The organism is Pseudomonas edaphica (assembly GCF_005863185.1).
GTDB lineage: Bacteria > Pseudomonadota > Gammaproteobacteria > Pseudomonadales > Pseudomonadaceae > Aquipseudomonas > Aquipseudomonas edaphica.
Genome location: NZ_VBVZ01000142.1, coordinates 1 through 12,370, shown reverse-complemented (window position 1 = coordinate 12,370; position 12,370 = coordinate 1). Strand labels below are relative to the sequence as shown.

Sequence of the window (12,370 nt, the reverse complement as noted above, 5' to 3'; positions counted from 1 at the left end):
GTGGGTGCTGGGCGCGTTGCTATTGTTGGGCTTTGGCCTGTGGCTGCGCCGGCGCTTCAAGAACGCGCGTATCGCCCGCGAAGCCTGTGCTGAGGCCAAGGCCCGGCTGGCTGCCGAGCAGGCGCCGGAGCAACCGCCTAAGACGCCAGTCGAGTAAGCCGGCTTCTGCAACAGTAAAGGCCGATTGCACTGAGCAAGCTGTAACTCACCAGGCCCAGCCAGCCCAGGCTGCTGGCCGGCCACAAGCCGACCAGCGGCGCCAGCCACACCAACGGCACATTCAGTCCCAGGCGCACCAGCTCGGCTTTCAGCGCCCACGGCCGACTCTCCAGGGCCACGCCCAAGGTGAACAGCCCCAGCGCCATCGCACTCCAGCCCAGCACCAGCGCCGCCGTGGGCAGCCCCTCGCCGAAATTCATCAGGTAACTGCCAAACCCTACATACGCTGCAAATTGCAGGGCGATATAAACCTGCTGGCGCGCGTCCAGCGGCACCTCGAATTTGCGGAACTGGCTCAAATCGGGCTTGGCCATCGGGTACTTGGCTTTCACGTCCGCCGGGCGCCAGCCGGTGCGCATGAACCAGATACGCAGCTTGTCCCACCAGCTCTCAGTGCGCCGCGCATCACTCCACAACTGTGCATAAAACTGCAGGTTGGCCCATAGCGGGTTCCAACTGGCCAACGGCGTGGTCACGCCGAAGATCACCGGCTCGTTATCGTCTTCTTCCTGGAAGCTGCCGAACAGGCGGTCCCAAATAATGAACACCCCGCCGTAGTTGCGATCCATGTAGAGAGCGTTTTGCGCATGGTGGGCACGATGATTGGACGGCGTGACGAAAAACCACTCGAACCAGCCGAGCTTGGGCACGTGACGGGTGTGTACCCAGAATTGATACAGGAGATTGAGCGAGGCCACGCTGATAAACACCACCAGCGGCACGCCCACGACGGCCAGGGGCAAGTAGAAGATCCAGCTCAGCAGGAAGCCGGTACTGGTCTGGCGCAACGCGGTGGTGAGGTTGTAGTCCTCGCTCTGGTGATGCACCGAGTGCGCAGCCCAGAGGATGTTGCGCTCATGGCCGCAGCGGTGCAGCCAGTAGTAACAGAAGTCGTAAAACACAAAGGCGAACACCCAGGTCCACACGCTTTGGGCAGGCAGCTCAATCAGCGCCAGGTGCTTGAGGGCAAACGCGTAGGTCAGCAGGCCCACACCTTTGGTCAACAACCCGGTGGTGGTGGACAGCACACCAGTGCTGAGGCTGTTGATAGCGTCCGCCACCCGATAATTGCGTTCACCGCGCCAGCGATCGGCCAGCAGCTCGACCACGATCAAGGCAATAAAAAACGGTACCGCGTAAGGCACGAAGTCCATGGGCTAGTCCGATGTATTTTTGTTACATCAAGATTAGGTGTAGCCGCAGGAGATCCCATTGGCAACAGGTGACAAATTAGTAGACATTTAACGCCACAAAAACAGGAGAGATGCCCATGAGCAAAAAGATTGCAGTGATCCTTTCCGGCTGCGGCGTGTACGACGGCGCAGAGATTCATGAAAGTGTGATCACGCTGCTGCGCCTGGATCAGCGCGGCGCTCAGGTCCAATGTTTTGCGCCAGATATTGCACAGCTGCACGTGATCAACCACCTTACCGGTGAAGAGATGCCCGAGTCGCGCAATGTGCTGGTGGAGTCGGCGCGCATCGCTCGAGGTGAGGTGAAAGACATTCGTGAAGCCAACGCCGACGAGTTCGACGCACTGATCGTGCCTGGCGGGTTTGGCGCAGCGAAGAATCTCTCGAACTTTGCCGTGGAGGGCGCCGGTTGCAGCGTCAACCCGCAAGTGCTGGAGCTGGCCGAAGCCTTTGCCGAAGCCGGCAAGCCTGTGGGACTGATCTGCATCTCGCCAGCCCTGGCCGCAAAAATCTACGGCCCCGGCGTGACCTGCACCATCGGCAACTGCCCCGACACGGCGGCGGCCCTGGACAAGATGGGCGCCACTCATCAGGAGTGCGCTGTCGAGGATATCGTCGAGGACAAGGCCCGCAAGCTGGTGACCACGCCGGCCTACATGCTCGGCAAGCGCATCAGCGAGGTGGCGTCAGGCATCAACAAGTTGGTGGATCGCGTGCTGGAACTGACCCACGAGAATGATTAACCCGCGATAAATGGGGTGGCGAGCAGGCTTGCCCTGCGCTGGGTGGCGAAGCCGCCCCAATTCAGGCAGCGCGGTGTGTCAGGCTGTGCGAGGTTGTGGGGTCTGGGGCTGCTGCGCAGCCCAACGCAGGGCAAGCCTGCTCGCCACAACAAGCCCAACTGCTACAACAAACCCATTCACTGCAAGGTCAGGCCTGGCGCATTAATCGGGTGAGGATACGGTCCAGCGCATTGGCAAACGCCTGCTTGTCCTTTTCACCATGGGGCGGTGGGCCGCCGCCCATCTGGCCCTGCTCACGCAGGTCGGTGAACAGGTTGCGCACCGCCAGCCGTTCACTCATGTTCGCCGGGCTGAACTCCTTGCCGCGGGGGTCGAGGGCTGTGACGCCCTTCTTCACCAGGCGGTCGGCCAACGGCACGTCGCTGCAGATCACCAACTCACCGGGCACGGCGTGCTCCACCAGATAGTCATCCGCCGCGTCCGGGCCGCTGGGCACCACGATCAGCTTCACACAGGCAAAGCTCGGCTTGATCTGGCTCTGACCCGCCACCAGCACCACTTCGAACTGGCGCTTGAGCGCGAACTTCACCACTTGGTCCTTGGCTGCTCGCGGGCAGGCGTCTGCATCGATCCACACCCGCATGCTTATGCCACCACTCGACGCTTCTCGGCCAGGCGACTGCGGCCGTACAGCACCACAATCGCCAGGATCGCCACAGCCTGCGCACTCAACGAGTACGCATCGGCGTGAATGCCCAGCCAGTCGAAATCAAAGAACGCCACCGGCCGTGTGCCGAAGATGCCCGCTTCCTGCAAGGCCTTGACGCCGTGCCCGGCGAACACCACCGACAGCGCGCACAGCAGCGCCGCGTTGATACCGAAGAACAACGCCAGCGGCAGTTTCGCCGAGCCGCGCAGGATCACCCACGCCAACCCTACCAGTAGCACCAGCGCCGTGGCGCCGCCCGCCAGTACCGCGTTGTGCCCGGCAGGGCCCGCTTGCAGCCACAGGGTTTCGTAGAACAGGATCACCTCGAACAGCTCGCGATAGACCGAGAAAAACGCCAGCATCGCAAAACCGAAACGCCCCCCTCCGCCGACCAGGCTGCTCTTGATGTAATCCTGCCAGGCCGCCGCGTGGCGTCGGTCATGCATCCATACGCCCAGCCACAACACCATCACACTGGCGAACAACGCCGTGCAGCCTTCGAGCAATTCGCGCTGGGCGCCGCTCACGTCGATCACATATGCCGCCAGTGCCCAGGTCGCCAAGCCAGCCAGCAGCGCCAAACCCCAGCCGACGTTGACACTGCGCACCGCCGATTGCTGGCCGGTGTTACGCAGGAACGCCAGGATCGCCGCCAGTACCAGGATCGCCTCAAGGCCTTCGCGCAGCAGAATCAGCAAACCAGAGATGTAGCTCAGCGACCAGCTCAGGCCATCACTGCCCAACAATCCGGCGGATTCGGTGAGTTTGCCTTTGGCCACGTCCAGGCGCTGTTGCACCTGCTCGACCGGCAGGCCGTCCTGCAACGACTGCCGGTAGGCCATCAAGGCTTTCTCGGTGTCTTTACGCACGTTGGCGTCGACGTTATCCAGGGAGCTTTCTACCAGCTCAAAGCCTTCCAGGTACGCTGCGACCGAAAGGTCATAGGCCTGTTCGTGATCGCCGTTGCGGAACGCGGCGAGGCTCTTGTCCAACGTGGTCGCGGTGTAGTCGAGCAACTGCGCCGGGCCACGCTTGACCTGCGGCGGCTGCGCACGCTGGGCGCGGAACGTCGCGGCAGCGGCTGGGCCACTGGCTGCCAGCACTTCGTTGGGGGTCTGGCGAGCGAGGTCGGCAAGGTTGAAAGGCTGTTCGCTTTTGGCGGCAGCCGGGTCGGCGGTGAAGCCTGCAATGTAGGTGGCCAGGTCCCAGCGCTGACGGTCATCCAGTTGGTCGGCGAAAGAGGGCATGTCGGTGCCTTCAACACCCAGGCCCAACGTGTTGTAAATCGCGTAGAGACTCAGGCGGTCCAGACGTACCGCATCGCGCAGGTTCGCTGGCGGCGGCGTCATGCCCGTGGACGCCGGGCCATCACCCGCACCGGCAGTACCGTGGCACACCGAGCAGTGCTGGGCGTACAGCGGCGCCCCCCGCGCAGGGTCTGGCGTGATAGCCGGTGCCTGGCTGACTTCATAGGCCACCGCCAACTTGGCGCCCAGCTGACGGGCTTGGCGGGCGACGGTCGCGCCGTCCTGGTGAGCGGATACAGCCGCTAACAATTCGTCGACGCCCTTGACCAACTCGGCGCGCTCCGGCCTTTGCGGCAGCTCGGCCACCAGCCCCTGCAACACCCCGAGAAACTCTACTTGTTCGCGATATTCGGATTCATCGATAACCTTGCCCGCCTCCACCGTCGGAGGGTAGTCAGCGCCAATGTAGTCCAACAAATGCAGGGCTTGTGGGGCGCCCTCGGCAGTCGCGGCCAGCAGGTTGAAGCTGCATGACATCAAGGCTGGCAGCAGCAACCAGGCGAGAAAACGGATGGGGGCAATCATGAATGAATCTCAAAGGGAAATACGAAGTAACACATTGTTGAATTTTAAAGCGTTTGACTCAAGGCGTTCGTGATTTGGCGCCTGTGAGCCCCGTGCAATCAAGAGACAAGCAATGGCATCTCAGCGCCACTTGCAGCGGCAAAAAGCCATTGTTTTGCCAGCAATGACGCCTATAATGCCGCGCCCTGTTATTGCAAAAGGGAATTTATTTCCTCGTTTTTATGAGGAATTTGCACATCAGCCGATCACTCTCAGGGAAGAAGTTTGCATGGCATTTCGCGCCTTAACCCCGCTCACACTGGCGGCGGTTACCTTGCTCTCCGGTTGTTCAATGTTTCGCAGCTACGACACCGAGCTGCAAGCCACCAACCAGCAGTTGGCCACCGGTAACGTCGACGGCGCCCTGACCCTGCTGGAAAAAAACAACACCGGCGAAGACAAGGACCTGCTCTACTTCTTTGAAAAGGGCGAGTTGTTGCGCGCCAAAGGCGACCTCACCGGCAGCCAGACCGCCTGGCGCAGCGCCGACCTGCAAGTGTTCAAGTGGGAAGAATCGGTCAAGTTCGACAGCGAAAAGTACCTCGCCCAGTTCGGCAGCTTCCTGGTCAACGACAAGGTGCGTCGCTACGAAGGTTATGACTACGAAAAAGTCATGCTGACCACCCAGATGGCCCTGAACCTGCTGGCCCTGAATGATTTCGACGGCGCCCGCACCGAGATCAAGAAGACCCACGAGCGCGAAGCCGTAATCGCCGACCTGCGGGACAAGGAATACTTAAAGCGCGAAAACGAAGCCGAGCGCCAGGGCGTCACTACCCAGATCAAAGACCTGCGCGGCTACCCGGTGGAAGCGCTGGACGCGCCGGAAGTGGTCGGCCTGAAGAACAGTTACCAAAGTGCGTTCAGCCATTACCTGGCAGGCTTTGTCTACGAAGCCCTGGGTGAAAAAGACCTGGCTGCACCGGGCTATCGCAAGGCTGCCGAGTTGCGCCCCAACACACCGCTGCTGGAACAGGCGTTGTTGGACCTGGACAAGTCCAAGGTCGGCGCCGACGAGACCGATGTACTCATCGTGGTGCAGAGTGGCCTGGCACCGGCGCGTGACTCGATCCGCCTGCCGCTGCCGATTCCGATTGACGGCCACTTGGTGATCACCCCGCTGTCGTTCCCGGTGATCAAGGCCGACACTTCCACCCAGGCCTTCGGCCAGATCGGCGTCGACGGAAAACAGCAGAACCTCACCGCGCTCAACAGCACCACCGCCATGTCCCGCCGCGCCCTGCGTGACGACATGCCGGGGATCATCCTGCGCACCACTGTGCGTGCGGTCAGCCGTGGCGTGACACAAAACAACCTGAACAAGACCAACCCCATGGCGGGGCTGGTGCTGGGCATCGCCTCGGCCGTGACCGAAGGCGCCGACACCCGCACCTGGCGCACCCTGCCGGACATGACCCAAGTGACACGCCTGCGCCTCAAGCACGGCGAGCACCAAGTCAGCTTGCCCAACGCACTGGGCGGCACGCGGGTGACGGTCAAGGCCGACCAGCGCTATCAGGTCATCACCCTGCGCGTGGTCGGCAACCAGGTGTTCGCCGGTGGCCTTGCAGCCCATGTGGTGCCGAGCACTTCCGCCCAGGCTATCGCCCTCAAACAACCTTAAGGAGCACGCTATGCGTCATTTCATCCTCGGCGCCCTGGCGCTGGTCCTGCTCGCCGGCTGCGCAACTGCGCCGCCACCGGAACCCGGCAGCGCCGCCAGCAAAATCGTGGTGATGGGCAAGTTCAAGGGCATCGCCGTCGGCGCCATTCGCGTGGCCCGCGAAAATGGCTTCCTGACCGCCAAGGTGCAGTTGAGCAACATCACCAGCAGCAACCAGATGATGTATTACCGCTTCGCCTGGCTGGGTGCCGATGGTTTCCCGGTGGGTGATGAAGAAACCTGGAAAGTGCTGAACCTGTACGCCAACCAGGCAACGTTCCTGCCTGCGATCGCCAACCTGCCCCAGGCCGCTGACTTCCGTCTCGAAGTGAAAACCCCTTGAGCCGCTGCGCTAACCGTATTCAGAGAGATTTCCCCATGTTTGCACGCTTCTCGATTCTCGCCCTCGTTGCCCTTCTGGCCAGCGGTTGCTCCAACACCTCGCCGGTACTCGGCGGCAAGAACATCAGCTATGGCGACTCCAAGGCCGTGGAACTGGTGACCAACGAGTTCGGCTCCACCGACCTGCAGATGATTGCCGAGAGCATGACCCGCTCCCTGGCCCAGTCCGGCATCCTGCAAGGCCGCCCGGTGGTACAGGTCTATGACGTGAAGAACAAGACCAGCGAGTACATCGATACCCGCGAGATCACCACGTCGATCAAGACCCAGCTGATGAAAACCGGCACCGCGCGTTTCGCCAGCGATAACACCGACATGCAAAGCCAGGTCGACCAGCTCAAGCTGCAAAACCAGAGCGGCCTGTACAAGAAATCCACAGTGAGCAAGACCGGCAACATGGTCGCCGCGAAGTACCGCCTGGAAGGTTCCATCAGCTCCATCGTCAAGCGCAGCTCGGACTACAAGGACGTGTTCTACAAGTTCAGCCTGCAACTGATCGACGTTGAAAGCGGCCTGGCCGAATGGATGGACGAGAAAGAAATCCGCAAGACCACGGAGCGCTAAGCAATGCGTGCATGGATCGGCATGATCAGCCTGCTGTGCGCCTTTGGCGCCTCGGCCGCCCCGAAGATCGCGGTCACCGACCTGGCCTATGAGGCGCGCGTCGAGGAGTACATCCACGCGGTGTCGGCCAGCAACAACTTCCAGGCCAGCGCGTACAACGCCAGCGGTGCCTCGGCCTACAGCGAGTACGAGAGCCGCACCAGCTACATCGAACAGACTGAGTTGCGTAAATTCAGCGGTGATATCAAGGGCGAGATCCTCAAATCGCACCAGTTTCAGCTGGTGCAGGGCACGCCCTACACCGCCGACGCCAAGGGTGACGTCTATGATGTGATCAAACGCATCAAGGCCGGTAACTTCAAGGGCGCGGACTATGTGCTGTTCGGTACGCTGTCAGACATCGACTTCACCCAGGACATCAACGCCCTGGACCACACCAACAGCTACTCAGCAGTGCTGGGCCTGACGTTGGTGGCCGATTTCAGCCTGATCAATACCCGCACCTTCGAGATCACCTCGGCATTTACCGCCATGGGTGAAGGCCAGGACACCAAGCTGGTGAACAACCGTGACGTGCGTGTGAGCCTGAACCGGCCGCGTGTGGTGCGGGAAGTGTCGAAAGCCTTGGGTGAGGATGTGGCGCGCCAACTGGCGGAACAGCTGGGAGGTGGCTACGCAGACCCGGGCAAGCCTGCATTGCGCAATAACCTGCCAAGGGACGAAGCGCCGAAGATTCTGCGCTGAGCACGCGTTTCAAAGCCAACACATAACAAATGTGGGAGCTGGCTTGCCTGCGATGCAGACACTGCGGTGCGTCAGTTACACCTCGGTGATGCTATCGCAGCGGTGCGACGACTCGACAAGTCAGCTCCCACATTTTTAGCCGGTTTTCGTCAATCAAGCCGTTGCGCGATGCAAACTGGCGAGAAACCCCGCAGCTCCCACAAACAAGCCTGCAAACGTGCGGTTCATGCGTTTTTGCTGCTTGGGTGTGCGCAGCAGCCGCAAGACTTTCGACGCAAGCCCCGTGTAACCCGCCATTACGATCATATCGACGCTGATCATGGTTGCGCCCAGGATCAGGTACTGGACCAGCAGCGGCGCCTGCGGGTTCACGAACTGCGGCAGAACCGCCAGCATGAACACCAGGGCCTTGGGGTTGCTGGCGTTGACCAGGAAGCCACGGAACATCATCGCCATTGGCTTGCCGATCGGGCGTATCGTCGCATCCTCGCTCATGTCCATCGGCAAGGCGCGCCACTGTTTGATGGCCAGGTACACCAGGTACGCCACACCAAACCATTTGATCGCATAAAACGCGGTCGAAGAGGCCGCAAGAATGGCACCCAGGCCGCCCGCCACCACGGCGATCTGCATCGCCAGGCCCAGTTGCAGGCCAATGGCGTTCCAGTAGCCGCGCAGGAAACCGTATTGCAGGCCGCTGGACATCGAAGCGATGGCACCAGCGCCGGGGGAAAGAGAGATGATCCAACTGGCCAGGAAAAAGGCAAGCCATGTGTCGAGTGCCATTACACACCTCGGAGAAGAATTAGCGGTTGTGCCTAAAGCTAACTCCGCCGAGTGAAGGCTGGCTACAGATTTTTACCCGCATTGAGTGTCAACGGTCACCCGGAAACGTATGGGTACCTGGCCAACGTCGCACCGAGCGCTGGAAGAACAGACTATTTGGCACCTGTACCATCGCACTGTCAGTGCCAGCCTCCTCCACTTCGATCAATGTGGTGTAGAGCAAGTTAATCGCCACCACCCGGCCTTTTACACCCGGCTTGTCGACGGTATCCACCAGCTCGACGATATCACCGAGGCGAAACGGCCCGACAGTGAAGATTAAAATCGCACACAGCAGGTTGGACAGTACCGACCACATGGCAAAAAACGCCACGGCCGCGACTGCGACAAACCCCGACAACGCCGTCCACAAGACAGTGGCGGAAACGCCCAGGCGCTCCAGCACAAAAATCAGCGCACTGCCCATGATCAGCCAGCGCAGGCCGCCACGCAGTGGCATCAGCAACTGCGGTGGGAACGGGTAGCGTTCACCCAGTCGATTCAAGCCTTTGGCCACGAAGCGCTGGGCGAAATAACCCGCCAGCAGGATCAGCAGTATCTGCACGCCGACCCAGATCGGCGCGATCCATTGTGCCGGCAGCGGCAACTGCAACGCTTCCATCAGGACAGCGCCTCCAGCTCCGCTTGCAAGGTTTCGAGCACTTCGAGGGCTTCCATCCAGGTTTCCTCCAACTGCCCTTCGCGCACCTTGAGCTTGGCCTGTTCGGCCAGCAGGTCGCGCAGCTCGTCCTTGCGCGCCGCCTCGTAGACGGCGCTGTCGCCCAGACTGGTTTCGATTTTGGCCAGGCGCTCATGCACCTTGCCCAGTTCGGCTTCCAGCTTGTCAGCTTCGCGCTTGTGCGGCGCCAACTGCTGGCGCAGGGCAGCGGCGGCCTGGCGCTGGGCCTTCTTGTCGGTCTTGTCAGGGTTCACCGGCGTATTACTCACCGGCGCGTTGCGCAGGCGGTAATCGGTCAGCCAGCGCGCATAGTCGTCCAGGTCGCCGTCGAACTCTTCCACCTTGCCGTCAGCCACCAGCAGGAAGTTGTCGGTAGTGCTCTTGAGCAAGTGGCGATCGTGAGACACCACCAGCACCGCGCCACTGAATTCCTGCAGGGCCATGGTCAGCGCCAGGCGCATTTCCAGGTCCAGGTGGTTGGTCGGTTCGTCGAGCAGCAGCAGGTTCGGCCTGTCCCAGGCAATCAACGCCAGGGCCAGACGGGCTTTTTCGCCACCCGAGAAATTCAGCACCGGCTCATCAATGCGTGCGCCACGGAAGTCGAAGCCGCCGAGGAAGTCGCGCAACGTTTGCTCGCGCTCTGTCGGCGCCAGACGCTGCAGGTGCAGCAACGGGCTCGCCTTGGAATCCAGGGAATCCAGCTGATGCTGGGCGAAGTAGCCCACCACCGTGTTCTCGCCACGGGTCAGGCGGCCGGCCAAAGGCTCAAGCTCGCCGGACAGGTTCTTGATCAGCGTCGATTTGCCCGCGCCGTTAGGGCCGAGCAAGCCGATACGCGCACCCGGTGTGAGCTGCAGCTTGACCTTCTCCAGGATGGTTTTGTCGCCATAACCCAGGCGTGCATCCGAAAGATCCAGCAAGGGGCTGGAGATTTTCACCGACTCACGGAATACAAAGTCGAACGGCGAATCGACATGGGCCGCCGACAGCTCTTCCATGCGCTCCAGCGCCTTGATCCGGCTCTGGGCCTGGCGGGCCTTGGTGGCCTGGGCCTTGAACCGGGCGATGTAGCTTTCCATGTGCGCACGTTGCGCCTGCTGCTTTTCGAAGGCCTGTTGCTGCTGGGCCAGACGCTCGGCGCGCGCGCGTTCGAACGCGGTGTAGCCGCCTCGGTACAGCGTGATTTTCTTCTGTTCGACGTGGGCAATGTTATCGACCACGGCGTCGAGGAAGTCCCGGTCGTGGGAAATCAGCAACAAGGTGCCCTGATAGTTCTTGAGGAAGTCTTCCAGCCACAGGATCGCATCGAGGTCCAAGTGGTTGGTCGGTTCGTCGAGCAGCAACAAGTCCGAGGGGCACATCAGTGCCTGGGCCAGGTTCAGGCGCATGCGCCAGCCACCGGAGAAGTCGGCGACCGGGCGATCCATCTGTTCGTTGGTAAACCCAAGACCGGCCAGCATCTTGCGGGCACGGGCATCGGCGGTGTAACCGTCGGCACTGTCCAGCTCCGAGTGCAGGCGGGCCTGAGCGGCGCCGTCCTGGGCTTTCTCGGCCTCGGCCAGGTCGTGTTGCACCTGGCGCAGGCGCAGGTCGCCATCGAGCACGTAGTCGATCGCAATGCGGTCGAGGGTGTCGATCTCCTGACGCATATGGGCGATGCGCCAGTCGGCCGGCAGCAAGCAGTCCCCGGAATCCGGGGTCAGCTCACCCAGCAACAGGGCGAACAACGTGGATTTGCCGGCGCCGTTGGCACCGATCAGGCCGGCTTTGTGACCGGCGTGCAGGGTCAGCTCGGCGTCTTCAAGAAGACGTTGCGGGCCACGCTGTAATGTTAGGCTTTGAAGTCGGATCATAATGGCGGCGGAGTCTACCAGCTTCGTTGGCCGCTGGCTTGGGTGTGAATATGTGCGCTGACCTGTGGAGCTTTGCCCTATCGATTTACGCCCGCCCAGAGTGCGAAGCCGCGTGCCTGCGCTTGCAGGAACAAGGCGCGGATGTGTGCCTGTTGCTGTGTGGCGCCTGGCTGGAGCAGCGTGGCGTTGCACTTGAGCCCGCGCGTATTCAGGCACTGCAGCAGCTAGCACGCCCTTGGCAAAAAACGGTGGTCAAACCGTTACGACAGATACGCATGCAATGGCGAGCCATGGCGCAACAGGATATGCCTCTGGCGGCATTACGCGAGCGAGTCAAAGCTCTGGAGCTGGAGGCCGAACGGGAATTGTTAGCGCGCCTGGAAGCGTTGGCGCAGGCATGGCCGACTGGGGAAGTGAGTCAACCGAAATGGCTGGAAGGCTTGGCGACCGAAGCCGCCAACCTTGACCACGACGCGCTGCAGCAGCTGCGCGTCGTGGCCACCCGCACTTAGGAAGCGCTGGTTGGGGTGGTGCTTGGCGCTACCGGTGCAGGGGTGCTGCTGGCCGATGCGGTTGGAGCGCTGGACGCTGCCGGGGTAGCAGGCGCGGCTGCCGGAGTTGCTGGCTTGGCCGGAGCAGGCTTGGCAACGGCTGGCTTTGCAGCTGGCTTAGCGGCAGCAGGTTTGGCAGCTGGCTTAACGGCCGGTTTCGCGGCAGCAGGTTTGGCAGCTGGCTTAGCGGCTGGTTTTGCAGCAGCGGGTTTAGCCACTGGCTTGGCGGCTGGTTTCGCAGCAGCAGTTTTAGCAGCTGGCTTGGCCGCTGGTTTTGCAGCAGCGGTTTTAGCTGCTGGCTTGGCCGCTGGCTTTGCAGCAGCAGTTTTAGCAGCTGGCTTGGCCGGTGGCTTT

Annotated in this window: 13 protein-coding genes and 1 pseudogene; 7 read left to right on the top strand and 7 right to left on the bottom strand. The window is 61.5% G+C overall.

Annotated features, from left to right (window positions below):
- Positions 1 to 157, top strand: a pseudogene (locus FEM54_RS34625) (DedA family protein); the annotation flags it as partial.
- Here FEM54_RS34625 and FEM54_RS11790 read toward each other — a convergent pair.
- A complete protein-coding gene (locus FEM54_RS11790; RefSeq protein ID WP_138450993.1) occupies positions 138 to 1,373 on the bottom strand; it encodes a sterol desaturase family protein in 1,236 nt (411 codons plus the stop codon). The pseudogene FEM54_RS34625 and the gene FEM54_RS11790 overlap by 20 nt on opposite strands.
- A gap of 116 nt (positions 1,374 to 1,489) precedes the next feature.
- On the opposite strand from FEM54_RS11790, the gene elbB reads away from it, so the two are divergent.
- Complete coding sequence (gene elbB, locus FEM54_RS11785) at positions 1,490 to 2,155, top strand: isoprenoid biosynthesis glyoxalase ElbB (protein WP_017135239.1); 666 nt, start codon at positions 1,490 to 1,492, stop codon at positions 2,153 to 2,155.
- A gap of 187 nt (positions 2,156 to 2,342) precedes the next feature.
- Here elbB and FEM54_RS11780 read toward each other — a convergent pair whose 3' ends face one another.
- Both FEM54_RS11780 and FEM54_RS11775 read right to left on the bottom strand, forming a co-directional pair.
- A complete protein-coding gene (locus FEM54_RS11780; protein ID WP_017135238.1) occupies positions 2,343 to 2,798 on the bottom strand; it encodes a YaiI/YqxD family protein in 456 nt (151 codons plus the stop codon).
- A gap of 2 nt (positions 2,799 to 2,800) precedes the next feature.
- Complete coding sequence (locus tag FEM54_RS11775) at positions 2,801 to 4,696, bottom strand: FTR1 family protein (RefSeq protein WP_017135237.1); 1,896 nt, start codon at positions 4,694 to 4,696, stop codon at positions 2,801 to 2,803.
- Positions 4,697 to 4,964: 268 nt separating this feature from the next.
- On the opposite strand from FEM54_RS11775, the gene FEM54_RS11770 reads away from it, so the two are divergent.
- From FEM54_RS11770 to FEM54_RS11755, 4 genes are read left to right on the top strand one after another with little or no spacing between them, the layout of a single operon-like run.
- The gene (locus FEM54_RS11770; RefSeq protein ID WP_138450991.1) at positions 4,965 to 6,359 is read left to right on the top strand and encodes a COG3014 family protein; all 1,395 of its coding nucleotides are present in this window, start codon (positions 4,965 to 4,967) and stop codon (positions 6,357 to 6,359) included.
- A gap of 10 nt (positions 6,360 to 6,369) precedes the next feature.
- Positions 6,370 to 6,741 carry a YcfL family putative periplasmic lipoprotein gene (locus tag FEM54_RS11765; RefSeq protein ID WP_017135235.1) on the top strand — a complete coding sequence of 124 codons (372 nt, stop codon included), beginning with the start codon at positions 6,370 to 6,372 and terminating at the stop codon, positions 6,739 to 6,741.
- A gap of 35 nt (positions 6,742 to 6,776) precedes the next feature.
- On the top strand, positions 6,777 to 7,364 hold the full coding sequence (gene lpoB, locus FEM54_RS11760; protein ID WP_017135234.1) for a penicillin-binding protein activator LpoB: 588 nt from the start codon (positions 6,777 to 6,779) through the stop codon (positions 7,362 to 7,364).
- 3 nt (positions 7,365 to 7,367) lie between these two features.
- Positions 7,368 to 8,108, top strand: a complete 741-nt coding sequence (locus tag FEM54_RS11755; RefSeq protein ID WP_099550282.1) for a penicillin-binding protein activator LpoB — start codon at positions 7,368 to 7,370, stop codon at positions 8,106 to 8,108.
- A 153-nt stretch (positions 8,109 to 8,261) separates the two neighbouring features.
- On the opposite strand, the gene FEM54_RS11750 is transcribed toward FEM54_RS11755, so the two are convergent.
- From FEM54_RS11750 to FEM54_RS11740, 3 genes are all read right to left on the bottom strand, one after another.
- Positions 8,262 to 8,894 carry a LysE family transporter gene (locus FEM54_RS11750; protein ID WP_017135232.1) on the bottom strand — a complete coding sequence of 211 codons (633 nt, stop codon included), beginning with the start codon at positions 8,892 to 8,894 and terminating at the stop codon, positions 8,262 to 8,264.
- A gap of 88 nt (positions 8,895 to 8,982) precedes the next feature.
- Positions 8,983 to 9,555, bottom strand: a complete 573-nt coding sequence (locus FEM54_RS11745; protein WP_138450989.1) for a mechanosensitive ion channel family protein — start codon at positions 9,553 to 9,555, stop codon at positions 8,983 to 8,985.
- Positions 9,555 to 11,465 carry an ATP-binding cassette domain-containing protein gene (locus FEM54_RS11740; protein ID WP_056860786.1) on the bottom strand — a complete coding sequence of 637 codons (1,911 nt, stop codon included), beginning with the start codon at positions 11,463 to 11,465 and terminating at the stop codon, positions 9,555 to 9,557. The genes FEM54_RS11745 and FEM54_RS11740 overlap by 1 nt, the downstream gene beginning before the upstream one ends.
- A 50-nt stretch (positions 11,466 to 11,515) precedes the next feature.
- On the opposite strand from FEM54_RS11740, the gene FEM54_RS11735 reads away from it, so the two are divergent.
- On the top strand, positions 11,516 to 11,977 hold the full coding sequence (locus FEM54_RS11735; RefSeq protein ID WP_138450987.1) for a TIGR02444 family protein: 462 nt from the start codon (positions 11,516 to 11,518) through the stop codon (positions 11,975 to 11,977).
- On the opposite strand, the gene FEM54_RS35075 is transcribed toward FEM54_RS11735, so the two are convergent.
- Positions 11,974 to 12,370: hypothetical protein (locus FEM54_RS35075; protein WP_420875315.1), on the bottom strand; the 397-nt coding region annotated here is incomplete at its 5' end. The genes FEM54_RS11735 and FEM54_RS35075 overlap by 4 nt on opposite strands.